The organism is Pseudomonas sp. MHK4 (assembly GCF_054600775.1).
In genome coordinates this window covers 22379-45022 of the sequence record NZ_BAAIAK010000019.1, presented here as the reverse complement: position 1 = coordinate 45022, position 22644 = coordinate 22379, and the positions used below count along the sequence as shown (strand labels likewise).

The 22644-nt window shown below is 62.1% G+C and carries 23 protein-coding genes; 10 read left to right on the top strand and 13 right to left on the bottom strand.

Annotated features, from left to right (window positions below; all coding sequences use genetic code 11):
* Nucleotides 1–508: 508 nt before the first annotated feature.
* The 5 genes from phnE to ACYP2Q_RS29495 all read right to left on the bottom strand — a co-directional run bounded on the left by phnE (nt 509) and on the right by ACYP2Q_RS29495 (nt 4689).
* Nucleotides 509–1276, bottom strand: a complete 768-nt coding sequence (gene phnE / locus ACYP2Q_RS29515; protein ID WP_459733694.1) for a phosphonate ABC transporter, permease protein PhnE — start codon at nt 1274–1276, stop codon at nt 509–511.
* Nucleotides 1273–2100: a PhnE/PtxC family ABC transporter permease gene (locus tag ACYP2Q_RS29510; protein WP_459733693.1), complete on the bottom strand. Its 828-nt coding sequence runs from the start codon at nt 2098–2100 to the stop codon at nt 1273–1275. Before ACYP2Q_RS29510 ends, phnE begins: the two co-directional genes overlap by 4 nt.
* Nucleotides 2094–2891, bottom strand: a complete 798-nt coding sequence (locus tag ACYP2Q_RS29505; RefSeq protein WP_459733692.1) for a phosphonate ABC transporter ATP-binding protein — start codon at nt 2889–2891, stop codon at nt 2094–2096. The genes ACYP2Q_RS29510 and ACYP2Q_RS29505 overlap by 7 nt, the downstream gene beginning before the upstream one ends.
* Nucleotides 2888–3739: a putative selenate ABC transporter substrate-binding protein gene (locus tag ACYP2Q_RS29500; protein ID WP_459733691.1), complete on the bottom strand. Its 852-nt coding sequence runs from the start codon at nt 3737–3739 to the stop codon at nt 2888–2890. Before ACYP2Q_RS29500 ends, ACYP2Q_RS29505 begins: the two co-directional genes overlap by 4 nt.
* Before the next feature lie 95 nt (nt 3740–3834).
* Nucleotides 3835–4689 carry a LysR substrate-binding domain-containing protein gene (locus tag ACYP2Q_RS29495; protein ID WP_459733690.1) on the bottom strand — a complete coding sequence of 285 codons (855 nt, stop codon included), beginning with the start codon at nt 4687–4689 and terminating at the stop codon, nt 3835–3837.
* A 134-nt stretch (nt 4690–4823) separates the two neighbouring features.
* On the opposite strand from ACYP2Q_RS29495, the gene ACYP2Q_RS29490 reads away from it, so the two are divergent.
* From ACYP2Q_RS29490 to ACYP2Q_RS29475, 4 genes are all read left to right on the top strand, one after another.
* Nucleotides 4824–5876: an agmatine deiminase family protein gene (locus ACYP2Q_RS29490; protein WP_459733689.1), complete on the top strand. Its 1053-nt coding sequence runs from the start codon at nt 4824–4826 to the stop codon at nt 5874–5876.
* Nucleotides 5877–5880: 4 nt separating this feature from the next.
* Nucleotides 5881–6789: an N-carbamoylputrescine amidase gene (gene aguB / locus ACYP2Q_RS29485; RefSeq protein ID WP_459733688.1), complete on the top strand. Its 909-nt coding sequence runs from the start codon at nt 5881–5883 to the stop codon at nt 6787–6789.
* Between the two features lies 1 nt (nt 6790).
* The gene (locus ACYP2Q_RS29480) at nt 6791–7894 is read left to right on the top strand and encodes an extracellular solute-binding protein (RefSeq protein ID WP_459733687.1); all 1104 of its coding nucleotides are present in this window, start codon (nt 6791–6793) and stop codon (nt 7892–7894) included.
* Nucleotides 7895–8038: 144 nt separating this feature from the next.
* Nucleotides 8039–8488: a cupin domain-containing protein gene (locus ACYP2Q_RS29475; protein WP_459733686.1), complete on the top strand. Its 450-nt coding sequence runs from the start codon at nt 8039–8041 to the stop codon at nt 8486–8488.
* Between the two features lie 6 nt (nt 8489–8494).
* Here ACYP2Q_RS29475 and ACYP2Q_RS29470 read toward each other — a convergent pair whose 3' ends face one another.
* Nucleotides 8495–9745 (bottom strand): MFS transporter, encoded by a 1251-nt coding sequence (locus ACYP2Q_RS29470; RefSeq protein ID WP_459733685.1) that lies wholly within the window; start codon nt 9743–9745, stop codon nt 8495–8497.
* A gap of 134 nt (nt 9746–9879) precedes the next feature.
* Here ACYP2Q_RS29470 and ACYP2Q_RS29465 point away from each other — a divergent pair, with 134 nt between their 5' ends.
* Nucleotides 9880–10791, top strand: a complete 912-nt coding sequence (locus tag ACYP2Q_RS29465; protein ID WP_459733684.1) for a LysR family transcriptional regulator — start codon at nt 9880–9882, stop codon at nt 10789–10791.
* Here ACYP2Q_RS29465 and ACYP2Q_RS29460 read toward each other — a convergent pair.
* The gene (locus ACYP2Q_RS29460; protein WP_459733683.1) at nt 10766–11023 is read right to left on the bottom strand and encodes a hypothetical protein; all 258 of its coding nucleotides are present in this window, start codon (nt 11021–11023) and stop codon (nt 10766–10768) included. The two genes, ACYP2Q_RS29465 and ACYP2Q_RS29460, sit on opposite strands and share 26 nt — an antisense overlap.
* Nucleotides 11024–11438: 415 nt before the next feature.
* On the opposite strand from ACYP2Q_RS29460, the gene ACYP2Q_RS29455 reads away from it, so the two are divergent.
* Together ACYP2Q_RS29455 and ACYP2Q_RS29450 are read left to right on the top strand one after the other, a co-directional pair.
* Entirely contained in the window at nt 11439–12506 is a 1068-nt protein-coding gene (locus tag ACYP2Q_RS29455; RefSeq protein ID WP_459733682.1) for a hypothetical protein, read from the top strand.
* 16 nt (nt 12507–12522) lie between these two features.
* Nucleotides 12523–12876: a DUF1428 domain-containing protein gene (locus tag ACYP2Q_RS29450; protein WP_459733681.1), complete on the top strand. Its 354-nt coding sequence runs from the start codon at nt 12523–12525 to the stop codon at nt 12874–12876.
* Nucleotides 12877–12891: 15 nt separating this feature from the next.
* On the opposite strand, the gene ACYP2Q_RS29445 is transcribed toward ACYP2Q_RS29450, so the two are convergent.
* Nucleotides 12892–13086: a hypothetical protein gene (locus tag ACYP2Q_RS29445; RefSeq protein WP_459733703.1), complete on the bottom strand. Its 195-nt coding sequence runs from the start codon at nt 13084–13086 to the stop codon at nt 12892–12894.
* A gap of 60 nt (nt 13087–13146) precedes the next feature.
* Between ACYP2Q_RS29445 and thpR the strand changes: the two genes are divergently transcribed.
* Nucleotides 13147–13686 (top strand): RNA 2',3'-cyclic phosphodiesterase, encoded by a 540-nt coding sequence (thpR, locus tag ACYP2Q_RS29440; protein WP_459733680.1) that lies wholly within the window; start codon nt 13147–13149, stop codon nt 13684–13686.
* A gap of 226 nt (nt 13687–13912) precedes the next feature.
* Here thpR and ACYP2Q_RS29435 read toward each other — a convergent pair whose 3' ends face one another.
* From ACYP2Q_RS29435 to ACYP2Q_RS29415, 5 genes are all read right to left on the bottom strand, one after another.
* Complete coding sequence (locus ACYP2Q_RS29435; protein ID WP_459733679.1) at nt 13913–15010, bottom strand: polyamine ABC transporter substrate-binding protein; 1098 nt, start codon at nt 15008–15010, stop codon at nt 13913–13915.
* A gap of 189 nt (nt 15011–15199) precedes the next feature.
* Complete coding sequence (locus ACYP2Q_RS29430; protein WP_459733678.1) at nt 15200–16084, bottom strand: ABC transporter permease subunit; 885 nt, start codon at nt 16082–16084, stop codon at nt 15200–15202.
* The gene (locus ACYP2Q_RS29425; RefSeq protein ID WP_459733702.1) at nt 16081–16962 is read right to left on the bottom strand and encodes an ABC transporter permease subunit; all 882 of its coding nucleotides are present in this window, start codon (nt 16960–16962) and stop codon (nt 16081–16083) included. Before ACYP2Q_RS29425 ends, ACYP2Q_RS29430 begins: the two co-directional genes overlap by 4 nt.
* A 29-nt stretch (nt 16963–16991) precedes the next feature.
* Complete coding sequence (potA, locus tag ACYP2Q_RS29420; RefSeq protein WP_459733677.1) at nt 16992–18134, bottom strand: polyamine ABC transporter ATP-binding protein; 1143 nt, start codon at nt 18132–18134, stop codon at nt 16992–16994.
* A gap of 331 nt (nt 18135–18465) precedes the next feature.
* Nucleotides 18466–19227 (bottom strand): gamma-glutamyl-gamma-aminobutyrate hydrolase family protein, encoded by a 762-nt coding sequence (locus ACYP2Q_RS29415; RefSeq protein WP_459733676.1) that lies wholly within the window; start codon nt 19225–19227, stop codon nt 18466–18468.
* A 283-nt stretch (nt 19228–19510) separates the two neighbouring features.
* Here ACYP2Q_RS29415 and ACYP2Q_RS29410 point away from each other — a divergent pair, with 283 nt between their 5' ends.
* The gene (locus tag ACYP2Q_RS29410) at nt 19511–20887 is read left to right on the top strand and encodes a glutamine synthetase family protein (RefSeq protein ID WP_459733675.1); all 1377 of its coding nucleotides are present in this window, start codon (nt 19511–19513) and stop codon (nt 20885–20887) included.
* A 217-nt stretch (nt 20888–21104) separates the two neighbouring features.
* Complete coding sequence (locus ACYP2Q_RS29405) at nt 21105–22595, top strand: aldehyde dehydrogenase (protein ID WP_459733674.1); 1491 nt, start codon at nt 21105–21107, stop codon at nt 22593–22595.
* The last annotated feature ends 49 nt before the right edge of the window (nt 22596–22644 follow it).

The window sequence follows — 22644 nt, the reverse complement described above, 5'->3', positions numbered from 1 at the left end:
GCATATCGCATGCCAACTCAAAAGCCAGTGCACAGGGGGCCTGGCGCGAGGCCGTGAAGACCGAGTGCTGCGTTATTGCAGCGTAACAGGCAGATTCGCAGCGAAGGGCTGGGCGGACATATTATTTTTCCGTCCTGCACCTTTTTTTACAGGGCGAAATCGATCTAAAAATACCAGCCCACACCGTGAGTGTTTTGCTAATCTGAAGTTGTAGGTGAAAACGCAGACTGATGCGCAAGCGGATAGCGAGGACGCGTGGGGCGCGCTCCGAAGGGTACACGGTTAGAAAGATCTCCGCGCTGAGATCCAGCCCTTATGCCGTGTGAAGCAGGACAGCGCTTATTGTTGTTGCTGTGAGAGTCCTGATAAACCTCGTAAGCCAGAGACCAGCGCTGGCCACCTACTTGGCTCTTTGAAGCCTGCCTTGTGCAGCTGAACATATGCAGCTCGCCAAGATCAAATGCCCCGACTTCCGGGGCATTTGTTTGTCTGCTCATAGCCATCGATCTCAGGCCTTCACCCAACGCTGGCGACTCCAGCTGCTCAGCGTATCGACCGCAAAAACCAACACCAGCATCGCGAGAATGACCGTGCTGGCCTGGGCCTCCTGGAACAGGCTCAGGCTCATGTAAAGCATTTGTCCCAAACCACCGGCACCGACAAAACCCAGCACACTGGCCATGCGGATATTGTTCTCCCAGCGGTACAGGATGTAGGCCAGCAGCTGCGGGAACAGGTTGGGCAGGGTGCCGTAGCAGAACGCCCACACGGCATTGCCGCCCTGCAGGCGGATCGCGTTGGCAGGTTCCGGTGGAGTATTTTCCAGCGCTTCGGCAAACAGACGGCCAAGCACGCCGGTGGTGTGCAGCGCCAATGCCAGGGTGCCGGCATTGGGGCCGAGCCCGGCGGCCAGGACCATCAGCACCGCCCACACCAGCTCCGGAATCGCGCGCAAGGCATTGAGCACCAGGCGCGACAAACCCTGCATCGGCCAGCCGAATCGACCGGCCGCCGGGAGCGCCAGCAACAAGCCGAACACCGTCGCCAACAGCGTACCGAGTGCCGACATGGCGATGGTTTCCAGCGCACCGCGAGCAATGGCCTGCAAATGCCCGGCGCTCAGGTCCGGGTTGAGAAAGCGCTGCACGTAGGCGAGCATCTGTTTCAGGTTGCCGCTGCCACCCAGTTCTCCAAGGTCGATGCCCAGGTAGCGGAACGATGCAAACACCGCGGCGCCGATGCACAGCACCAGCAGCAGGTTGACCAGGCGACTCATTCCAGCCTCCAGCGCAGCAGGCGACTCAGTTGATCGGCGAGCAATACCAGGACGAGGAAGGTCAGCAACAGGCTGGCCACCTCACCGCCGGCGAACATGCGCATCGACAGGTCGATTTGCTGGCCCAGGCCGCCGGCCCCGACGAAGCCCATCACCACCGAGGCGCGAATCGCGCATTCCCACCGGTACACCGTGTACGACAACAGCTCCGCCGCGACATTGGGCAGGATCCCGTAGCAGAACGCCGCGAGCCGCCCACTGCCGGCTTGCAGCAGCGCGTGGGCGGGGCGCTGGTCAACCGACTCGAAAATCTCCGCGTAGACCTTGCCCAGCATGCCGCTGTAGGTAATGGCGATGGCCAGGACCCCGGCGGTCGGACCGAGGCCGACGGCGCGCACGAACAGCAGGGCCCAGACGATTTCCGGCACGCTGCGCAGGAAGATCAGCACCCCGCGCACCGGCCAGCGCAGCAGTTGTCCCCACTGGCTCGGGCGACCGGCGCGGGACGCCGCCGACAGTGACAGCGCGCGGCTGGCCAGCAGGCTGGCGGGGATCGCCAGGAGCAGCGCCAGGGCCATGCCGGCCGTGGCGATGGCCAGGGTCTGCAACGTGGCCTGCCACAACAGCTGGAGGAATTCTGTGCCATGGGCCGGCGGCCAGAAGGTCGCGACAAAGCGGCCCATCTCGCTCTGGCTGTCACTGGCCAGCAACACCCTCAGGTCCAGTTCGCTGAAGTGGATGCCCGGCCACAGCAGGGCGATCGCCAGCAGGCTGAGCAGCAGGCGTGGCCGGGCGGCGGGATCACGGGTGGCACGGCTCAGCATCGGGGAATCTGCACGCTCAAGGAGGGAACCGGAGTTGGCGAGGGTTGCAACTGCTCGTTCGCGTAGAGTGCGTCGAGTTGCGCGCGGTCGACGGCGCTGGCCGGCAGGTCGAAGAGGATTTGCCCGTCACGCAACCCGATGATCCGCGAGAAATGCGCCAGCGCCAGTTCCACTGCGTGCAGGCTGGCGACCAGGGTCACGGCGTGCTCCCGCGCATGCTGGCAGAGGACCTTGAGCGTGTGGCCGGCCAACACCGGGTCCATGGCCGATACCGGTTCGTCGGCCAGCAAGACCTCGGGGGCCTGGTACAGCACCCGGGCAATGCCCACCCGTTGCAGTTGACCGCCGGACAATTGCTGGCACTGGGTAAAGAGCTTGTCGTGCAGGTCGAGCCGGGTCAAGGCCGCGCGAGCCCCGGGAACATCCAGCGGGTGCAGCAGGTTCAACAGGCTTTTAGCCAATCCCCACTGACCGATTTTTCCCGCCAGCACCGCGGTGATCACCCGCTGGCGAGGTGGCAGCGGTGGCGCTTGATGCACCAGGCCGATGCGCGCGCGCAGGCGTTGGCGCTGACGGGCCGACAGGTGCCAGGGGTGTTCCCCCAGCACCTGCAATTCACCGGTGCCAGGGCGCAGGCCGGTGGCAAGCACGTTGAGCAAGCTCGACTTGCCCGCACCGGACGGGCCGATGATGGCGACCTGTTCACCGGCTTCGATGTGCAGGTCCAGGCTGCGCAGCGCCTGTACGCCGTTGGCGTGGGTGAGGCTGACCCGGGTCAGGTGCAAGGTCATTTGAGCAGGTCGGCGGCGCGTGCGGCTTCCTCGATGCCCTTGTAGTTTTCCGGCTTGGTCTCGATGAAGCGGCTGGCGGCCTGCAAGTCGAGGATCGCTTTCTGCTCGGGGTTGGCCGGATCGAGCGCGAGGAACGCGGCCTTGATCTTCGCCGCCAGGGCCGGGTCGAGGGTGCCGCGCACGGTCCAGTTGTAATCGTAGTAGGCCGGCGTGGTGGCGAATACCTTGACCTTGTCGGTGTCGACCTTGCCGGCCTTGACCAGTTTTTCCCAGACGCTGGCGTTCAGCACACCGGCGTCGACCTTACCCGCCTGGACCCAGGCCACGGTGGCGTCATGGGCGCCGGAGTAACCCACGCGACTGAAGAAGGTTTCCGGCTTGATGCCGTCCTGCAGCATGAAATAGCGCGGCATCAGGCTGCCGGATGTCGAAGACACCGAGCCGAAGGCAAAGGTCTTGCCCTTGAGGTCGGCGAGGGATTTGACGTTCGGGTCGGCGGTGATGAATTTGCTGGTGAACTGAGCGTCCTGTTCGCGCTGCACCAACGGAATGGCATTGCCGGTTTTGAGCCGCGCCTGGACGAAGGTGAACCCCCCGAGCCAGGCCATGTCGATTCGGTCGGTGGCCAGTGCCTCGACCACGGCCGGGTAGTCGCTGACCGGTACGAACTCGACCTTCATGCCCAATTGCTGTTCCAGGTAAGTGCCCAGGGGCTGGAACTTGCGCAGCAGTTCGGTGGGGGCTTCATCCGGAATGGCGCTGACCTTGAGGACGTCGGCGGCCTGTGCCAGCAGGGTGGAAATAGACAGGGTCAAGCCGACAGCCAATGCCAGGGTGCGTTTGAGCATGAAAGTTCTCCGGTTCATTAGCGCAAGTATTTGCCAGCGCCTGACCCACATGGATAGCAGTCACGCGCTTTTTGAGGGTAGACGAAGTGCGGCGATTATAGGGGTTGAAGATGGCGCATCAACCAATCACTGAAGCTGTGTGCGTTGTTCTCGCTGTCGCGGTGGGTCAGCAGGGCCCAGTTCGGCCCGCGGATGGTTTGCTCCACTAGAGGTTGCAACAACCCGTTGTCGCAGGCTTGCCGGCTCAGCAACTGGCTGACCAGGGCAATGCCAAGCCCCGCGCAGGCGGCATCCAGCAAGAGGCCGGGATCGGAGAAGTTCATCCCCTGATCCTGCTGGCCGACATCGATACCGGCTTCCACCGCCCAGTGACTCCAGTCCATTTCCCGCTCGCCGTGAAGGGTCGTGCGCTGTTCGCAAGGCAGGGCCAACAGGCTTGGGTGACACGCCGGAAACAGACGGTCAGCGTGCAGCACCTTGAAGCTGCACTCGGCCTGGGAGCTGATGTCGTCGCGCAGCGCCAGGTCGATGGTCTGGGTGGTCATGTCCGGGACTTCGTCGGTGCTGAAAATCCACAGGTCGACCTCCGGGTGCTGTTGGCGGAAGTCTCCCAGGCGTGGCAGCAGCCAGTGCCGGGCGAACGCCGGCGTGGTGTTGAGCACCAGCTGGTTGGGTTTCTGGTACTGCCCGAGGCGCCGAATGCCCACCGCCAGTTGCTGTAGCAGCGCCTGGGTGGTGCTGAGAAGGTCGTGACCGGCATCGGTCAGGCTGACGCTGCGTCCACTGCGCAAAAACAACGGTTGCTCGAGGTACGCCTCAAGGCTGCGGATCTGCTGGCTGATGGCCGACTGGGTGAGGTGCAACTCGTCGGCAGCCTTGTGGAAACTGCCCAGCCGGGCAGCCGCCTCGAAGCCGCGCAGAGTGCTCAGTGGCGGCCAGTGTTTGAGCATATCGATAAGCTCCTCTAATCAGTTGTGCGCAAAATCCATCGTTTGTTGCGCTGTTTTCAGCGCCGTAGCATGCATAGGACACCAGCAGCGTGTTTTTCATTGAACACAATAACTTAACTGAAAGGGTCTTCGTCATGCAGCGCAACGAATCTTTGAACAGCGGTTGGATGATGCCCGCCGAGTGGGTCAGGCATGCCGCGACCTGGATGGTCTGGCCGCACAACCAGGCACTGTGGGAGTCGGATTGGGGCGTCACGCTGCCGCTGGTACAGCAGGATTTCGCTCGCGTCGCCAATGCCATCGCCCGTTTCGAACCGGTCAAAATGGTCGTCGACCCGCAAGCTTTGGCCAGTGCCAAGGCCTTGTGTGGTGCCAACATCGAACTGATCGAACTGGCGGTGAACGACAGTTGGTGCCGCGACTCCGGCCCGACCTTCGTTTGCCACCCGCAACAGGGCCTGGCGGGAGTCAGCTGGCGCTTCAACGCCTGGGGCGGCAAGTCGGCCCATGAGCTGGACGAAAGCCTGGCGCGCCGCGCACTCAATCACCTGGGGTTGCCGTGCTTCGGCACACCCCTGGGCAACGAAGGCGGTGCCATTCATGTCGACGGCGAGGGCACGCTGATCACCACCGAGTCGGTCCTGCTCAACCCCAATCGCAACCCGGGCATCAGCAAGGCCGAGATGGAGGCGATATTTACCCGCCTGCTGGGAGTGAAAAAGACCATCTGGTTGCCTGGCGATCCGGATTTCGTCACCGGTGACATGACTGACGGCCATATCGATGGCGTGTGCGCATTCGCCCGTCCTGGCGTGCTGCTGGTGGACGCCACCTACGACCGGCAGTCGGCGTATGCCGAGGTGGCCCGCGAGAACCGCCGGGCCCTGGAACTGGCAACCGATGCGCGAGGGCGCCCGTTCGAACTGATCGAGTTGTATGAGGCCAGCGAAGCGGTGGACACCGAAGCCGAGGTGTTCTGCGCTTCCTACACCAACTTCTACATCGCCAACGGCGCGATCATCATGCCGGCCTACGGCATCGAGGCTGACAACGCGGCGAACGCAGTGTTGGCGCTGGCATTCCCCGGACGCGAGGTGGTGCCGGTGCGGATCAACCACCTGGCCCATGGCGGCGGCGGGGTGCATTGCATCACCCAGCAACAGCCGGCCTGGCCGGTGGAGGGTTGATGCCATGACCCTGCTGACGATTGCCACGACCCAGATGCCTTGCACCTGGGACCTGCCACACAATCTCGATCAGGCCGAACTGCTGGTGCGCGAGGCGGCAGCCAAGGGTGCCCAGGTCATCCTGCTGCAGGAGTTGTTCGCCACACCGTATTTCTGCATCGAGCAAAGCCACCAGCACCTGGCGCTGGCACAAGCGTTCAGCGACAGCCCGGTGCTCAAGCGCTTCGCTGCACTGGCGCGGGAGCTGGGTGTGGTCCTGCCGCTGAGCTGGTTCGAGCAGTCAGGCAATGCCTTCTTCAACTCCTTGAGCGTCGCCGATGCCGACGGGCGTTTACTGGGTGTGTATCGCAAGACCCATATTCCCAACGCCATCGGTTATCAGGAGAAGGAATACTTCAGCCCCGGCGACACCGGTTTTCGCGTCTGGGACACGGCGTTCGGGCGCCTCGGCGTGGGCATCTGCTGGGACCAGTGGTTCCCCGAGACGGCGCGCTGCCTGGCCTTGATGGGCGCTGAAGTGCTGTTGTTCCCCACCGCCATCGGCTCTGAACCTGGCTGTGCAACGCTGGATTCCCGCGACCACTGGCAGATGACCATGCGCGGTCACGCCGCGGCGAACCTGGTGCCGGTGGTGGCGGCCAATCGTGTTGGCCGGGAAGCGGCGACCACCGATCCGAGCCTGCAGATGAGCTTTTATGGCTCGTCCTTCATCTGCAACCACAAGGGCAAATTGCTCGCCGAGGCCGACCGCGACAGCACCGGCGTACTCGTGCACAGCCTGGATCTGGCGGCCATGCGTGAAGAGCGCCTGAGCTGGGGGATCTACCGCGACCGCCGTCCGGAGATGTACGGCGCCTTGCTGAGCCAGGACGGTCGCCGCATCAACCCACGCTGGAACACCCAAGGAGCCTGACATGCACGCATCCCATAAACGCCTGCTGAGTGCCTTGGGTTTTTCATTGTGCTGCGTCTTGCCGTCGCTGCACGCCGAGGAGAAAACCCTGCGCCTGTACAACTGGGCCGACTATTTTGCCGAGGACACCCTGAGCCGGTTCACCGCCGAAACCGGGATCAAGGTGATCTACGACGTCATGGACGGCAGTGAAACCCTGGAGGCGAAAATGCTCGCAGGCGGCAGTGGTTACGACCTGATCTTCCCCGGCGACACCGTCGCCGAACGCCTGGTGCGCGCCGGTAGCCTGCAGCCGCTGGACCGCTCGAAACTCACCGAGCTGGCCGACATCGAACCGGGCCTGCAAAAACTGCGCGCCCACTACGCGCATTCCAGCCAGGCCACCGTCCCTTACACCTGGGGCACCATCGGCCTGACCTACAATGCCGAGCAGATCAAACAGCGCATGCCGGATGCGCCGGTCAACAGCCTGGACATGCTGTTCAAGCCCGAACTGGCGGCGCGGTTTGCCGATTGCGGTATCTCGGTGATCGACTCGCCGGACGAAGTGCTGGCGGTGGTGCTCAACTACCTGGGCCGCGAGCCGCGCAGTGCCAAACCGCAAGACCTGAAGGCGGCGAGCGATCTGCTGCTAAAGCTGCGGCCCTACATTCGCAAGTTCCAGTCGCAGCCGGTGACCGACCTGGTCAATGGCAACCTGTGCCTGTCGCTCGGCTACAGCGGCGATATGACCCAGGCCCAACGCACGGCCGATGCCGCCGGCAAGCCATCCATGTTCCAGTACCGCATTCCCCTTGAGGGCACGACGGTCTGGATGGACACCATGGCCATTCCGGTCGATGCCCGGCATCCGGAGTACGCCTATGCGTTCATCAACTTCGTCATGCGCCCGCAGAACATGGCCGCCATCAGCAATACCACCGGCTATCCCACCTCCAATGCCAAGGCGCGAGCGGACGTCGATGCGAGCATGCGCAACAATCCCGACATCTACCTCGACGAGGCCACGTATGCGCGGCTGATTCCCGGCAAGGACATTCCCCAGGCGGACATGCGGGCGCGCATGCGCACCTGGACCAAGTTCAAGACGGCTACCAGTCGATGAGTGCGTATCGCAACGTATCCACCGTTCACCCAGCTACGTTGGCATACAAAAACCTTGGTGGCGGGACACGCAGGCGATACACGACGAGTGCGTAATGCAACAGCCGCACCACGGCTTTTACCTTGCGCTCACTGGAGAACCACCATGTCCCGAACCCCCACCCGCTACGCGGCAGGCCTGCTTGGCGTTGCCCTGGTCACTGCAACTCTCACCGCTTTCACCGGCCTTGCCCAAGCCCAGGAAGCGGGCCAGCCGCCGGCGAAAAGCTGGCAAGCCGGCCTCAAGCGTACAGACCTGGTGCGCCGTGACCTTGATGTTGCCGGGCGCGAAGTAATTCAGGTGCTCGTTGAATTCGATTCGGGCGTGACATCGCCGAAACACTCGCACCCCGGGGTAGAAGTGGCCTACGTCACCGACGGCACCCTGGAATATCAACTCGAAGGGCAACCGACCGTGACGCTCAAGGCCGGTGAGTCCCTGTACATTCCGGCCGGCACCGCCCATGTGGCGAAAAACATCGGCGAGGGCAAGGCGTCGGAACTGGCGACCTACATCGTCAAGAAAGACACACCGCTGGTGGTACTGGAGCAGTAAGCGCTCCTACTGCGGGTCAGCCTGCCTGCGCCACGCGATCAGGCAGGCAAGGACGATCAACCCCAGCGCGACCAGAAAGGTCATGCGCATGCCGGTGGCAGTGGCCTGCGCTTGCGCGGTGCCGATGTCCACTTTGGATGCCAGGGCGAACACGGCGCCCATCGCCGAGGCCCCGGTGACGAGCCCCAGGTTGCGCGACAGGTTGAGCAGGCCGGATACCACGCCGCGTTGATCGGGCAATACGTCGAGCATCACGGCGGTGTTGTTGGCGGTCTGGAACAGCGCATACCCCAGGGTGATAACGACCATGGGGGCAAGGTAGCCGCCGACGCCGAACGTTTCAGGCACTATCGACAACAGGCAGCAGCCGAGCGCCATGCCGAGGAGCCCGGCGAGGGTCATGCGAAGGGCACCGCAACGGTCGACCATGCGCCCGGCGGGCGCGCTGGTGAATGCAGCGACCAGCGGCCCGACCGACAGCGCCAGGCCGATCTCCACCGCCGTCAACCGCAGGGTCTGCGCCAGGTAGAACGGCCCGACCAGCAGCGTTGTCATCATCACGGTCGTCACCAGCAGGCTCATGGCGAGGCTGCCACTGAGTCGGCTCTCGCGCAACAGGGCCAGTAATAACGTGCCCAGCGAATCGAAATCCGCACGCCCGGTTTGCCCCTGGCGATCCTCGGGCAGGTAACGTTGCGCGAGCAGCCAGGTCAGCAGGCCCAGGGGCACGCTGATGAAGAAAATCCAGCGCCAGCCGAATCCACCGATCAATACACCCCCGAGCGCCGGGCCCATCGCGGTACCCACGGCGGACATGCTCCCCAGCAGCCCCATGGCGCCACCGGTCTTGTCCTTGGCCACCGTCTCACCGACAAACGCCAGGGTCAGTGCCATTATGACCGCCGCACCCAGGCCTTGCAGCGCCCTGGCGGCGATCAGCAGGCCGAGGTTGGGCGCCAGGCCGCACAGGGCCGACGCCAGGGTGAACAGGGCAATGCCGGACAGCAGCAGGCGGCGCCGACCGACAAGGTCGCCGAGCCGGCCGACGCTGACGATCAAGGTGGTGATGGCCAGCAGGTAGGCGATGACCACCCACTGCACCTGTTCAAAGGACGCGCTGAAGGCCTGCGCCAGGGATGGCAGGCCGACGTTGACGATGCTCGTGCCGAGGGAGGCCAACAACATCGCCGACGACAGGCTGGCCAGCGCACCTTTGACCGACGTCTTCTGTTGGGCAACCACCGCGCCTGCATTCATGTTGTTCCCCTTTATCTGAGCGCGCCTGACTGGAGCTTTCAGAAATCTACGCTGGGGCCTAACATGGCGGAAGGCGCATGGTTTGCACTTGATACGTGCATGCAACGCCTTACCAACCGACCTTGGGGTCACGCATGTCCACACCTGATCTAAACCTGCTGATCACCCTTGATGTGCTGTTGGCAGAAGGCAGTGTTGCCCGTGCCGCCAAGCGCCTGCGCCTGAGTCCATCAGCGATGAGCAGGGCGCTGGCGCGGTTGCGCGCGACCACGGGCGATCCATTGCTGGTCAGGGCCGGTCGCGGCTTGGTGGCTACGCCCCGCGCGCAGGCGTTACGTGAGCGGGTCGCGCAACTTGTGCGGGAAGCTGAAGCAGTGCTGCGCCCGGCCGAGCAACCCGACCTCCTGCAAGTGTCGCGCACCTTCACCTTGCGCAGCAGCGAAGGTTTTGTCGAAAACTTCGGCGCCGCGCTGATCGCCCGTGTAGCCGAACAGGCGCCGGGCATACGGTTGCGCTTCATGCACAAACCCGACAAGGACAGCACGGCACTGCGCGACGGCACGGTCGATCTGGAAACCGGGGTGGTGGGCAAGACGGCGAGCCCGGAACTGCGTACCCAGGGGTTATTCCGCGATCGCCTGATCGGCGTGGTGCGCGTGGGGCATTTGTTGTGCGACGGCGAGATGTCGCCTGAGCGTTTTGCTGCGCAGGGTCACATCGGCGTGTCACGGCGGGGACTGGAGAAGGGACCGATTGATGAAGCCCTGGAGGCGCTCGGTTTGCAGCGCAACATCGCAACCATGGTCGGCGGTTTCTCGACCGCGCTGGCGCTGGCTCGAGCGAGCGACCTGATTGCCTGTGTGCCCGAGCGACATACCGCCAATCTGCGGGCCGGCATGCACAGCTTTGTGCTGCCATTGTCACTGGCGGAATTTACCGTGGCCATGATCTGGCATCCGCGACTGGATGCCGACCCGGTGCACCGCTGGCTGCGGGGCTGCCTCAGGGATGTTTGCGCCCTCAGAAGTGATTACGACGGGCGGTAGCGGCGAACTCGGTCGCCAGCAAATGTTCGGCCAGCACATCGTTGAGAAAGCGGAACTGATCGTTGAGCCCGACCACTTCGTTGCTGAAGTGATGACCGGCGGCCGGAATCAGCAGCGCTTCGAATTTTTCGTCGAACATCAGGGTCAATACCTTACGAGACTCGTATTGCTGCGAGTAGTAGTTGTTGCCGAACACCGGGAAGCTCACGGCCAGGGTGACGGTGATGATCATGACGTGCGCTCCTCGGAAAGGACGAACCAGCCGAATGCGCTCAACGTGAAGGCCGTCAGGGCCAGGCAGGTCAGGAGATGAATCAGCATGGTTCGACCCTCCGCTACAGGGTTTGGTGTTGGGTTGAAGTTGATCCTACGCTGACGGTCGGTGGGCGGAAGGCAATCGTGGCGATGGTGAATATCGATGGGAGTGATGGTCAGGTTTTGTGGGTGTTTTTGATGGCCCCATCGCCAGCAGGCTGGCTCCCACAGGGGTTTCGGGTGTTCACAGCAATGGTGTTCCAACCCGATCCACTGTGGGAGCCAGCCTGCTGGCGATGGCGGCCTTAAGAGCACCATCAGACCTATACTCAAACCAGGGCCTTTGAGCGCCGAACCTCCCGTTCGGCTCACACTTTCAGGAAACCGCGATCTTGAACCTGCGTTCGCTGATCGTCGCCGTGCTGGTGGTGCTGGCGGGATGCGTCACGGCCCCGCGTGCCCCGGTGGAAGTGCCGCAGGTCATGGTGTCGCCCAGCACTTGGCAGCAAGTGGACCGGGAGATCATCGATGCCTCGCAATCGGCCACCGATCAGGCAAAAATCTACGCGCGTGGGGCCATGGATTACTGGCGCACGCGGGTCTACCAGCTGACCGAAGAAAACTTCATTCCCTGGTTCAGCAGCTACTGGACCCAGGAATGGCTGTCGATGAAGGTCAGTTGGTACTCCATCAGTAGTAACAAGGACGAGCAAGATGCCTCGGCAAAGCGCCTGGCGGCCTACCTGCTGGAGAAGTACCAGGAAAAAGTGCTGGCCCCGGCGGCGCTTGAGGTCGATCCGGACGCGATCCTCACCCTGGCAGCGGCGTTCTACGTGGACATCCTCAAGGAAGAACTGCAGAAGATTTCCCAGCGCCATGGCGTGCCGATGGCCCAGCTCAATGGTCGGGTCCGCAAAATTCCTGCGATTGCCCTCGGACCGCCGTCTGCCCGGGACGCCTCGCTGTTCCAGGTGGTGAGCACTGAACAGTTGGCCGCGTTGCCGGCGTACGCCGCGCTGGTCGACAAGGTCCACAAGGCCGGTGGCGACAAGGGCGTGGGCTCCACCGACACCGCCATGGCGCCGGTGGCCAAGCGCGCCAGTCAGCGCATTGAAGCGGAGATGGCCCCGCGCGGAGCAGCCAGTGCGGTGGCGGCGGCCGCCGGCAAGCTCGCCGGCGCGTTGATCTCCGTCGGCGTCGCGGGCGTTCGGGCGATCATCCAGGCCAACGACCGGCCGGACAGCGAAGCGTTGATTCGCAGCAGCCTGGGCAACACCTTCGACAAGGCCTGGACCAAGCTGCTGCAGAACCCGACCACCGGTGTCATGGCGAGCACCCTGTACATGGCCTCACAGATAGAAGGCAACCTGGCGCAGAGCGCGCAACCGTCGGTCGGTCCGGACGGGGGGGCTGTCGATTGGAGCCCGACCCAGTCGACTAACCAGCAGCTCAACCCATGACCCAAGGAGAACACTCATGTCTTATGTCGATGGTTTTGTCATTGCCGTACCCACCGCCAACCGGGAAAAATTCAGGCAGCACGCCGAAATGGCTGCCGCGATTTTCATCGAGAACGGCGCGCTCAGCCTCGCCGAGTGCTGGGGCGACGACGTCCCCGACGGCAAGGTGACCTCGTTTCCCATGGCGGTGAAACTCAAGGAGGACGAAACCGTGGTGTTTTCCTGGATCGTCTGGCCGGATAAATCCACCCGTGACGCCGGGATGACGAAACTGATGACCGACCCGCGGGTGCAGCCCGACGTCAATCCCATGCCGTTCGATGGTCAAAGGATGATTTTCGGCGGGTTTGAAATGATCGTGAAGGCTTGAACTTGAATCACAGGATCACTCCGCCGCCGGGGTGATCCTGCAACTCTTGCGATTTTGAATTTCGGTGTCTGTAGGCCGTTCCTTGACGAACTCGAAGCGCGGCTCACCTTCGTTGTAGTGAACAAGCCAGCCCCATTCGAGCTCGAACTCGTCTTGACCGGGTTTCGGTGGCACGGCCCACCATGGCTCTTTGCTGATGATTTCTCGCATGGCCCCCTCCAGTTCAATCGCTTGCATGAACTATAACTTGGATGTCAGGAGGTGCCACGAATGAGCGACGAATCCAACGAACCATTGAAACGGCTGTTTTTCGCGCTGGACTGTGCACCGCCACTACGCAAGGCCATCGCCCAATGGCGCAGCGCCTTGCAACTGCGCAGCGGGCGCCCGGTGCCGGTGGAGAATTTTCATCTGACCCTGAAGTTCCTCGGGGCGGTCGGGATCGCGCAAATCGCCGACATTTGCAGCGCTGCCGCGTCGGTGCGCACGCCGGGTGAACGCCTGGCCGTGGAGCTGGATCGCCTGGATGTCTGGCGCAGGGCAGGGGTACTGGTGCTGGCGCCCGAGCAGGCATCGCCAGCGTTGTTGCGACTGGTGTATGACCTGGAGCAGGCCCTGTTGCCGTTTGGCCTGGAAGACGCACCCCGGGAATTTCGCCCGCATTTGACCCTGGCGCGTGACTACCGGGCACCGGTGCCGGAGTCCGCAACGCCTGCGGAATTTATCCTGCGGGCCGAGCGCTTCACCTTGTTCGAATCGCACAAGGGCCGCTATCGGGCGTTGGCCGAGTGGCCGTTGGGCGGTGCTTGAGGCAAAACAAAAAAGGCGCCCGAGGGCGCCAAACTTCACCTTAACCGAGGAGCCAGGTGAGTGATGCAGCGGTGGTAAGGCGCTGCATGAACGAAAAAAAGAATCTGGATTGTACGTTGAATGTTCTGGCCTCTTCGCCGGCAAGCCGGCTCCTACAGTGGTGCACGTTTGCCGGGAACCCTTGTAGGAGCCGGCTTGCCGGCGAAGGCGATTGCAAATTCAGCGATTATTTACCCAACTTCACCTTGGTCCAACCCCGGGTCATGATCCGCTGCACCGCAATCGGCTGGTCAGGAACGGCATACAAGGTGGCCATCACCGCTTCTGGCGGATACGAACCCGGTTCGTTGCGAATCGCCTCATCCACCAACGGCGTGGCGGCCGAGTTGGCGTTGCTGTAGCCGATACTGTTGGTGATCTCGGCGATGATGTCCGGGCGCATCAGGAAGTTCATGAACAGGTAGGCGTTGTCGACGTTGGCGGCATCGCGCGGGATGGCGACCATGTCGTAGAAACTGCCGGCGCCTTCCTTCGGGATGCTGTAGTCGATCTTCACCTTGTCCCCGGCTTCCTCGGCGCGGGCCTTGGCCTGCAGTACGTCGCCGGAATAACCGACGGCCACGCAGATGTTGCCGTTGGCGAGGTCCGAGATGTACTTCGAGGAATGGAAATACGCCACCGACGGACGGATTTTCATGAACAGCGCTTCGGCTTCGGCGATGTGCGCCTTGTCCTGATCGTTCACCGGGTAGCCCAGGTAGTGCAGCGCAGCCGGGATCATTTCGGTTGGCGAGTCGAGGAAACTGATGCCGCAGGTTTTGAGCTTTTCGGCGTTTTCCGGTTTGAACAGCAGGTCCCAGGAATTGGTCGGGGCGTTGGCGCCGAGCACTTCCTTGACCTTCTGCGGGTTGAAGCCAATGCCGATCGAGCCCCACATGTACGGGAACGCGTGGGCGTTGTCCGGGTCGCTGGCGGAGGCGTTTTTCAGCAGCACCGGATTGAGGTTTTTCCAGTTCGGCAGCTTCGACTTGTCCAGTTCCTGGTAGACCCCGGCCTTGATCTGCTTGGCCAGGAAGCTGTTGGATGGCACGACCAGGTCGTAGCCAGACTTGCCCGCCAGCAGGCGGGCTTCCAGGGTTTCGTTGCTGTCGAACACATCGTAGGTCACTTGGATGCCGGTCTCGTCTTCGAACTTCTTGACGGTGTCCGGGGCAATGTAATCCGACCAGTTATAGACGCGCAGAACCTTGTCATTGGCCTGGGCGCCCGAGGCGATCGCGCCCAATAAGGACAGTGTCAGCAGAGTCCTGCCAAACATTTTCATCGGTACAACTCCATTTCTCTTTTTATTCACAATCGCACGGCAAACATTTGTTGCGTGCGAACTTGCACACCCATTGTAGGAGCGAGCTTGCTCGCGAAGAACTTAAGGGCACCGCGTTTATTCAGGCTGCCCGCGTCATCGTTGACGTCCATCGCGAGCAAGCTCGCTCCTACAGGGGGGGGAGCGGTATCAGGCCGTCGCTTCTACCATTTGCTTTTTCGGTTGCTGCCAGGATTCGCTCGCCGTCTGGTCCATCGCTTCCTGGATCGCCCGTCTACGGCTGGCTTCGGCACGGCGGCTGAAGTACCAGACCATGAAGGTCACGATCGACACGGCCAACAGGATCAGGCTGGCCACGGCGTTGATCTCAGGCTTCACGCCCAACCGTACTGCCGAGAACACTTCCATCGGCAGGGTGGTGGAGCCCGGACCCGAGACGAAGCTCGCCAGCACCAGGTCATCCAGCGACAGGGCGAACGACATCATGCCGCCGGCCGCCAATGACGGCGCGATCATCGGGATGGTGATCAGGAAAAACACCTTGAACGGTTTCGCACCCAAATCCATGGCCGCTTCTTCGATGGACAGGTCCAGCTCGCGAAGGCGGGCGGAGACTACCACTGCAACGTAGGCGGCACAAAACGTGGTGTGGGCGATCCAGATCGTGACGATGCCACGTTCCATCGGCCAGCCGATCATCTGCGCCATGGCCACGAACAGCAGCAACAGCGACAGACCGGTGATCACTTCCGGCATCACCAGCGGCGCTGTCACCAGTCCGCCGAACAGCGTGCGGCCCTTGAAGCGGGTGACGCGCGTCAGCACGAACGCGGCCAGCGTGCCCAGTGCAACGGCGGCAATCGCCGTGTAGCAGGCGATCTCGAGAGAACGCACCACCGAGCCCATCAGTTGCGTGTTGTCGAGCAGGCCCGCGTACCACTTGAACGACCAGCCACCCCACACCGTCACCAGTTTCGAAGCGTTGAACGAGTAGATCACCAGGATCAGCATCGGCAGGTAGATAAACGACAGGCCGAAAATCAGCATGAACTTTGAAAATCCGAAGCGTTTCATCCCCGTGCCTCCATCTCTTTGGCTTGACTGCGGTTGAACAGCAGGATCGGCACAATCAGGATTAACAGCATCACCACCGCCAGGGCGGACGCCACCGGCCAGTCGCGGTTGTTGAAGAACTCCTGCCACAGCACGCGGCCGATCATCAGGGTTTCCGGGCCGCCCAGCAGTTCCGGAATCACGAACTCACCCACCACTGGAATGAACACCAGCATGCAGCCTGCGATGATGCCGTTCTTGGCCAGCGGCACGGTGATCTTCCAGAAGCTGTTGAAGGTGCTCGAACCCAGGTCCGATGCGGCTTCCAGCAGGCTCTGATCGTGCTTCACCAGGTTGGCATAGAGCGGCAAAATCATGAACGGCAGGTACGCATACACCACGCCGATATACACGGCGGTGTTGGTGTTGAGGATCTCGATCGGGTGCGAGGTCAGGCCGGTCCACATCAGGAAGCCGTTGAGCAAGCCATTGTTGCTGAGGATGCCCATCCACGCATAAACGCGGATCAGGATCGCGGTCCAGGTCGGCATCATGATCAACAACATCAGGACGTTTTGCGCTTCCTTGCTCGCCTTGGTGATCGCGTAGGCCATCGGGAAACCGATCACCAGGCACGCCAGCGTGCTGAACAGCGCGACCTTCAACGAACCGAGGTAAGCCGAAAGGTACAACTCGTCTTCGCCCAGCAAGGTGTAGTTGCCGATGTTGAGCAACAGGTTGAATTTCTGCTCGGCGTAGGTGTAGATCTCCGAGTAGGGCGGAATGGCCAGGGCCGCTTCCGAGAAGCTGATCTTCATCACCAGGAAGAACGGCAACATGAAGAACAGGCACAGCCACAGGAACGGAATGCCGATGACCAGTTTTCGCCCACTGGGCACCAGGCGCAGCAATTGCTGATTGAAGGTTCTCATGCGCGCAGTACCACGCCGCTGTCGTCTTCCCACCACACGTAGACCTGATCGTCCCAGGTCGGACGTGCACCCCGGCGTTCGGCGTTGGCCATGAACGATTGCACGACCTTGCCGCCAGGCAACTTGACGTAGAACACCGAGTGGCCGCCGAGGTAGGCGATGTCATGCACCTTGCCGCTGGACCAGTTGTAGCGGGCGTCCGGCTTGGTGGTGCTGACCAGCAGTTTTTCCGGGCGGATGGCGTAGGTGATCGACTTGTCCTGCACCGACGTACTGACGCCGTGGCCGACGTAGATCTTCTGCTCCAGGTCTGCGCTGTGAATGATCGCGTGGCCTTCCAGGTCTTCCACCACGGTGCCTTCGAAGGCGTTCACGTTGCCGATGAATTCGCAGACCATGCGACTGACCGGCGCTTCATAGATGTCCACCGGGCTGCCGATCTGGGCGATCCAGCCCAGGTGCATGATCGCGATGCGCTGGGCCATGGTCATGGCTTCTTCCTGGTCGTGGGTCACCATGACGCAGGTCACGCCGACGCGCTCGATGATCTCGACCAGCTCAAGCTGCATCTGCGAGCGCAGCTTTTTATCCAGTGCACCCATCGGTTCGTCGAGCAACAGCAGCTTCGGACGCTTGGCCAGGGAGCGGGCCAGGGCCACACGCTGGCGCTGGCCGCCGGACAACTGATGGGGTTTGCGCTTGGCATACTGGGTCATGTGCACCAGGCGTAGCATCTCTTCCACGCGGGCGTCGATTTCAGCGGCGGGCAAACGGTCCTGCTTGAGGCCGAAGGCGATGTTCTGCGCCACTGTCATGTGCGGGAACAGCGCATAGGACTGGAACATCATGTTGATCGGCCGCTCATAGGGCGGCATGTCGGTGATGTCGACGCCGTCGAGCAGGATCCGGCCTTCGGTCGGGCGCTCGAAGCCGGCGAGCATGCGCAGCAGCGTCGATTTACCGGAACCGGATCCACCGAGCAGGGCAAAGATTTCGCCTTGATGGATTTCCAGGGACACATCGTCCACGGCGGTGGTCTCGTCGAACTTCTTGGTGACGCGGTCGACTTTCACCAACACCTTTTTCGGTGCCTGGTGACCTTCAAGAGCCTTCCTGTAGATGCTGGAGGCGTTTGCCATGTGAAACTCCCAACAGGTTTCAGTCGTCGGGCCAACGCGGCCTGACTTAATAGTTGATTGCAAACCCTTGCCGGGTGCGGTCCCCCTGTAGGAGCTGGCTTGCCAGCGATGAGGCCCTGACAGTCGACATCATATTGGCTGACAGACCGCCATCGCTGGCAAGCCAGCTCCTACAGATCCGCGCACCTGGCTCGGGTTAATTCGGCGCCGCCATCCTGGCTGCCTGGTAGTGCTTGTTGTTATTGCAGTGTGTTGTTGTCGTGCGTCACGGATGCGCGCAAGCGCACCCGCCAGACTCACGGGGGCAGTAATGGGTTAATCGAGTGTTAAGTCAGCGCGAGTTACGCAGCGCCGCCCGTTGCCGGCACGCGTCGCCAAACGCCTGGAAAATCTTCAGGTAGGGCGGGTTGTCCAGCACCTGCCATTCCGGATGCCATTGCACACCGAGGGCAAACGCCTGGCTGTTCTCCATCGAGACCGCTTCGATCAAGCCATCCGGCGCGAGCGCTTCGGCGCGCAGGCCGGGAGCGAGCCGGTCGATGCCCTGGCTGTGAATCGAATTGACCTGGAACGCCGGCGGCATATCCAGCGCCTGGAACACACCGCCCGGCTGCACATTAACGTCATGCGCCGGTGCGTATTGCACCGCCAGGTCCGGATGGTTGGCCTCGCGATGATCGAGCAAGCCAGGGAGTTCATGGACCTTCTGATGCAGGCTGCCACCGAACGCCACGTTCATCTCCTGGAAGCCGCGGCAGATGCCGAGCACCGGAACGCCAGCGGCGATGGCTGCGCGAATCAGGGGAAGGGTGGTGCGATCCCGCTGGGGATCGTGTTCCGTGCCGGGCGCGCTGTCGGGGCCTTGATAGTGGAAGGGTTCCACATTCGACGGCGAGCCGGTCAGCAACAGACCATCGAGCTGCGGTAGCAGGTCCTCGATTTCGGTCAGTTCGCCCAGGGAAGGAATGACGACAGGCAGCCCCAGCGCCGCAACGCTGACAGCACGCAAGTACTTGTCGCCGCTGACATGGTAGGGGTGCAGGCCAATCTGTTTGACGCATGCAGTAACGCCGATCAATGGCTTGAATGCCATTTTTATCACCTCGAAGTTTCACACTTGAACGAGCTTTTCCGGAGCTTAGCCTTGTTGATTTTAATTAACAACTCTCATGTAAAAAATTCTAAACGTCGATCGTCTGAAACTGAGGATTTACCTGTGTTCCAGGGATGATTTGGCACTCCCGTGCCTCTGGGAGGCCCGAAAATAAACGTTGAAAGGCCAAGTGTTCGCTATTGACTTCACTTTGCCTTTCGGATTGACTGGCTACGTGAAAGGGCGGTGAACATAATAATTAACAGTAAAAAATAGGTGCATCATGTCGGTCCCTCTGCGTACCGTTCAACTCAACGAAGCAAACGCATTCCTTAAGAAATATCCTGAGGTTTTGTACGTCGACCTTCTGATTGCGGATATGAACGGTGTGGTGCGCGGTAAGCGCATCGAACGCACCAGTCTTCATAAGGTTTACGAGAAAGGCATCAACCTGCCGGCGTCCCTGTTTGCCCTGGACATCAATGGCTCCACGGTGGAAAGCACCGGCCTGGGTCTGGACATCGGCGACTCCGACCGGATCTGCTACCCGATCCCCGGCACCCTGAGCATCGAGCCCTGGCAGAAGCGCCCAACCGCGCAACTGCTGATGACCATGCACGAACTCGAAGGCCAGCCGTTCTTCGCCGACCCGCGGGAAGTCTTGGCCAATGTCGTGCGCAAGTTCGACGAGATGGGCCTGACCATCTGCGCCGCGTTTGAACTGGAGTTCTACCTGATCGACCAGGACAACGTGAACGGTCGTCCGCAGTCGCCACGTTCGCCGGTGTCCGGCAAGCGACCGATGTCGACCCAGGTGTACCTGATCGACGACCTCGACGAGTACGTCGACTGCCTGCAGGACATCCTCGAAGGCGCGAAAGAGCAGGGCATCCCGGCTGACGCCATCGTCAAGGAAAGCGCCCCGGCGCAGTTCGAAGTCAACCTGCACCACGTGGCCGACCCTATAAAGGCATGCGACTACGCCGTCCTGCTCAAGCGTCTGGTGAAAAACATCGCCTACGACCACGAGATGGACACCACCTTCATGGCCAAGCCGTATCCGGGCCAGGCGGGTAACGGTCTGCACGTGCACATTTCGATTCTCGACAAGGAAGGCAACAACATCTTTGCCAGCGAGGATCCCGAGCAGAACGCCGCGCTGCGACACGCGATCGGCGGTGTGCTCGAGACCCTGCCGGCGCAGATGGCCTTCCTCTGCCCGAACGTCAACTCCTACCGTCGTTTCGGCGCGCAGTTCTACGTGCCGAACTCGCCGAGCTGGGGCGTCGACAACCGTACCGTGGCGGTCCGCGTGCCCACCGGTTCCCCGGATGCCGTGCGCATCGAGCACCGCGTGGCCGGTGCCGATGCCAACCCGTACCTGTTGATGGCCTCGGTATTGGCCGGCGTGCACCACGGCCTGGTCAACCAGATCGAGCCGGGCGCACCGGTGGAAGGCAACAGCTACGAGCAGAACGAGCAGAGCCTGCCGAACAACCTGCGAGATGCCCTGCGCGAGCTGGACGACAGCGAAGTCATGGCCAAGTACATCGACCCGATGTACATCGACGTGTTCGTGGCGTGCAAGGAAAGCGAGCTGGCCGAGTTCGAGAACTCCATCTCCGACCTTGAGTACAACTGGTACTTGCATACCGTCTGACGGCCTGAAGCCAAATGCAAAACCTGTGGGAGCGAGCCGGCTCCGGGCGGCGATCCGACGATAGCGGTGGATCAGTCAGCATCAATGTCGTCTGACACTCCGTCATCGTCGGATCGCCGCCCGGAGCCGGCTCGCTCCCACAGGGGACCGCATTACAAATCCTGAGTTGACTGGCATCGGTCCAGCAATCACCTATTTCCTGCGTCGAGTCACAACCATGACAACTACTCGCAGCGACTGGGAGCAACGCTTCCAGTCCCTGACAATCGAAAGCCGTGCATTCATTGACGGCCAATACTGCGCAGCCGCCAGCGGCGCGACGTTCGAATGCATCAGCCCGGTGGACGGTCGCTTCCTGGCCAACGTCGCCAGCACCGACGAAGCCGACGCCAACCTGGCCGTCGCCGTGGCTCGCCGCACCTTCGAATCCGGCGTTTGGTCCAGGCTGGCCCCGGCCGAGCGCAAGCGCATCCTGATCCGCTTCGCCGACCTGATCCTGGCCAACCAGGAAGAACTGGCGCTGCTCGAAACCCTCGACATGGGCAAGCCGATCGGCGATTCGATCGCCATCGACATTCCGGCCACCGCCAACGCGATCCGCTGGACTGCCGAAGCCATCGACAAGATCTACGACGAAGTCGCCGCCACACCCCACGACCAGCTGGGCCTGGTGACTCGCGAAGCGGCAGGCGTCGTGGCGGCCATCGTGCCGTGGAACTTCCCGCTGATCATGGCCAGCTGGAAATTCGCCCCGGCCCTGGCGATGGGCAACTCGTTCATCCTCAAGCCTTCGGAAAAGTCGCCGCTGACGGCCATTCGCATCGCGCAGCTGGCGCTGGATGCGGGCATCCCCAAGGGCGTGTTCAACGTGCTGCCAGGTTTCGGCCACACCGTGGGCAAGGCGCTGGCGTTGCACATGGACGTCGACGTGCTGGCCTTCACCGGCTCCACGGCGATTGCCAAGCAACTGATGATCTACGCCGGGCAAAGCAACATGAAACGCGTCTGGGCGGAAGCCGGTGGCAAAAGCGCCAACGTGGTGTTCGCCGATGCGCCGGACTTGCGCGCCGCCGCGCAGGCCGCCGCCGGTGCCATTGCTTTCAACCAGGGCGAAGTCTGCACCGCCGGCTCGCGCCTGCTGGTGGAACGCTCGATCCGCGAGCAGTTCATCCCGCTGCTGGTGGAAGCCCTGCAAGGCTGGAAACCGGGGCACGCGCTCGATCCGGCGACCACCGTCGGCGCGGTGGTGGACCAGCGTCAACTGGACAACGTGCTGCGCTACATCGACATCGGCAAGGAGCAGGGCGCCCGGTTGATCGCCGGTGGCAGCCGCACCCTCGAAGACACCGGTGGCCAGTACGTGGAGCCGACGATTTTCGATGGCGTGACCAATGCCATGACCATCGCCCAGGAAGAAATCTTCGGCCCGGTGCTGTCGGTGATTACCTTCGACACCACTGAAGAAGCCCTGGCGATTGCCAACGACAGCATCTACGGCCTGGCCGCCGGTGTGTGGACCAGCAACCTGAGCAAGGCCCACACCTTCGCCCGTGGCTTGCGTGCCGGCAGCATCTGGGTCAACCAGTACGATGGCGGCGACATGACCGCGCCGTTCGGCGGGTTCAAGCAGTCGGGCAATGGCCGGGACAAATCGCTGCACGCGTTCGACAAGTACACCGAGCTCAAGGCGACCTGGATCAAGCTCTAATAACAATAAAGCGGCGGTCGCCGGCTCTTTGCGGCGGCCATCGGAGAAT

Excerpts from the sequence above, each read along its gene's own strand:
- ACYP2Q_RS29510 (WP_459733693.1), bottom strand. The coding sequence starts at position 2,100 with ATGCTGAGCCGTGCCACCCGTGATCCCGCCGCCCGGCCACGCCTGCTG.
- ACYP2Q_RS29460 (WP_459733683.1), bottom strand. The coding sequence starts at position 11,023 with ATGATCATCACCGTCACCCTGGCCGTGAGCTTCCCGGTGTTCGGCAAC.
- thpR (WP_459733680.1), top strand. The coding sequence starts at position 13,147 with ATGAGCGACGAATCCAACGAACCATTGAAACGGCTGTTTTTCGCGCTG.
- ACYP2Q_RS29415 (WP_459733676.1), bottom strand. The coding sequence starts at position 19,227 with ATGGCATTCAAGCCATTGATCGGCGTTACTGCATGCGTCAAACAGATT.
- ACYP2Q_RS29480 (WP_459733687.1), top strand. The coding sequence starts at position 6,791 with ATGCACGCATCCCATAAACGCCTGCTGAGTGCCTTGGGTTTTTCATTG.
- potA (WP_459733677.1), bottom strand. The coding sequence starts at position 18,134 with ATGGCAAACGCCTCCAGCATCTACAGGAAGGCTCTTGAAGGTCACCAG.
- ACYP2Q_RS29410 (WP_459733675.1), top strand. The coding sequence starts at position 19,511 with ATGTCGGTCCCTCTGCGTACCGTTCAACTCAACGAAGCAAACGCATTC.
- ACYP2Q_RS29505 (WP_459733692.1), bottom strand. The coding sequence starts at position 2,891 with ATGACCTTGCACCTGACCCGGGTCAGCCTCACCCACGCCAACGGCGTA.
- ACYP2Q_RS29445 (WP_459733703.1), bottom strand. The coding sequence starts at position 13,086 with ATGCGAGAAATCATCAGCAAAGAGCCATGGTGGGCCGTGCCACCGAAA.
- ACYP2Q_RS29430 (WP_459733678.1), bottom strand. The coding sequence starts at position 16,084 with ATGAAACGCTTCGGATTTTCAAAGTTCATGCTGATTTTCGGCCTGTCG.
- ACYP2Q_RS29405 (WP_459733674.1), top strand. The coding sequence starts at position 21,105 with ATGACAACTACTCGCAGCGACTGGGAGCAACGCTTCCAGTCCCTGACA.
- ACYP2Q_RS29495 (WP_459733690.1), bottom strand. The coding sequence starts at position 4,689 with ATGCTCAAACACTGGCCGCCACTGAGCACTCTGCGCGGCTTCGAGGCG.
- ACYP2Q_RS29475 (WP_459733686.1), top strand. The coding sequence starts at position 8,039 with ATGTCCCGAACCCCCACCCGCTACGCGGCAGGCCTGCTTGGCGTTGCC.
- aguB (WP_459733688.1), top strand. The coding sequence starts at position 5,881 with ATGACCCTGCTGACGATTGCCACGACCCAGATGCCTTGCACCTGGGAC.
- ACYP2Q_RS29490 (WP_459733689.1), top strand. The coding sequence starts at position 4,824 with ATGCAGCGCAACGAATCTTTGAACAGCGGTTGGATGATGCCCGCCGAG.
- ACYP2Q_RS29435 (WP_459733679.1), bottom strand. The coding sequence starts at position 15,010 with ATGAAAATGTTTGGCAGGACTCTGCTGACACTGTCCTTATTGGGCGCG.
- ACYP2Q_RS29500 (WP_459733691.1), bottom strand. The coding sequence starts at position 3,739 with ATGCTCAAACGCACCCTGGCATTGGCTGTCGGCTTGACCCTGTCTATT.
- phnE (WP_459733694.1), bottom strand. The coding sequence starts at position 1,276 with ATGAGTCGCCTGGTCAACCTGCTGCTGGTGCTGTGCATCGGCGCCGCG.
- ACYP2Q_RS29450 (WP_459733681.1), top strand. The coding sequence starts at position 12,523 with ATGTCTTATGTCGATGGTTTTGTCATTGCCGTACCCACCGCCAACCGG.
- ACYP2Q_RS29465 (WP_459733684.1), top strand. The coding sequence starts at position 9,880 with ATGTCCACACCTGATCTAAACCTGCTGATCACCCTTGATGTGCTGTTG.
- ACYP2Q_RS29470 (WP_459733685.1), bottom strand. The coding sequence starts at position 9,745 with ATGAATGCAGGCGCGGTGGTTGCCCAACAGAAGACGTCGGTCAAAGGT.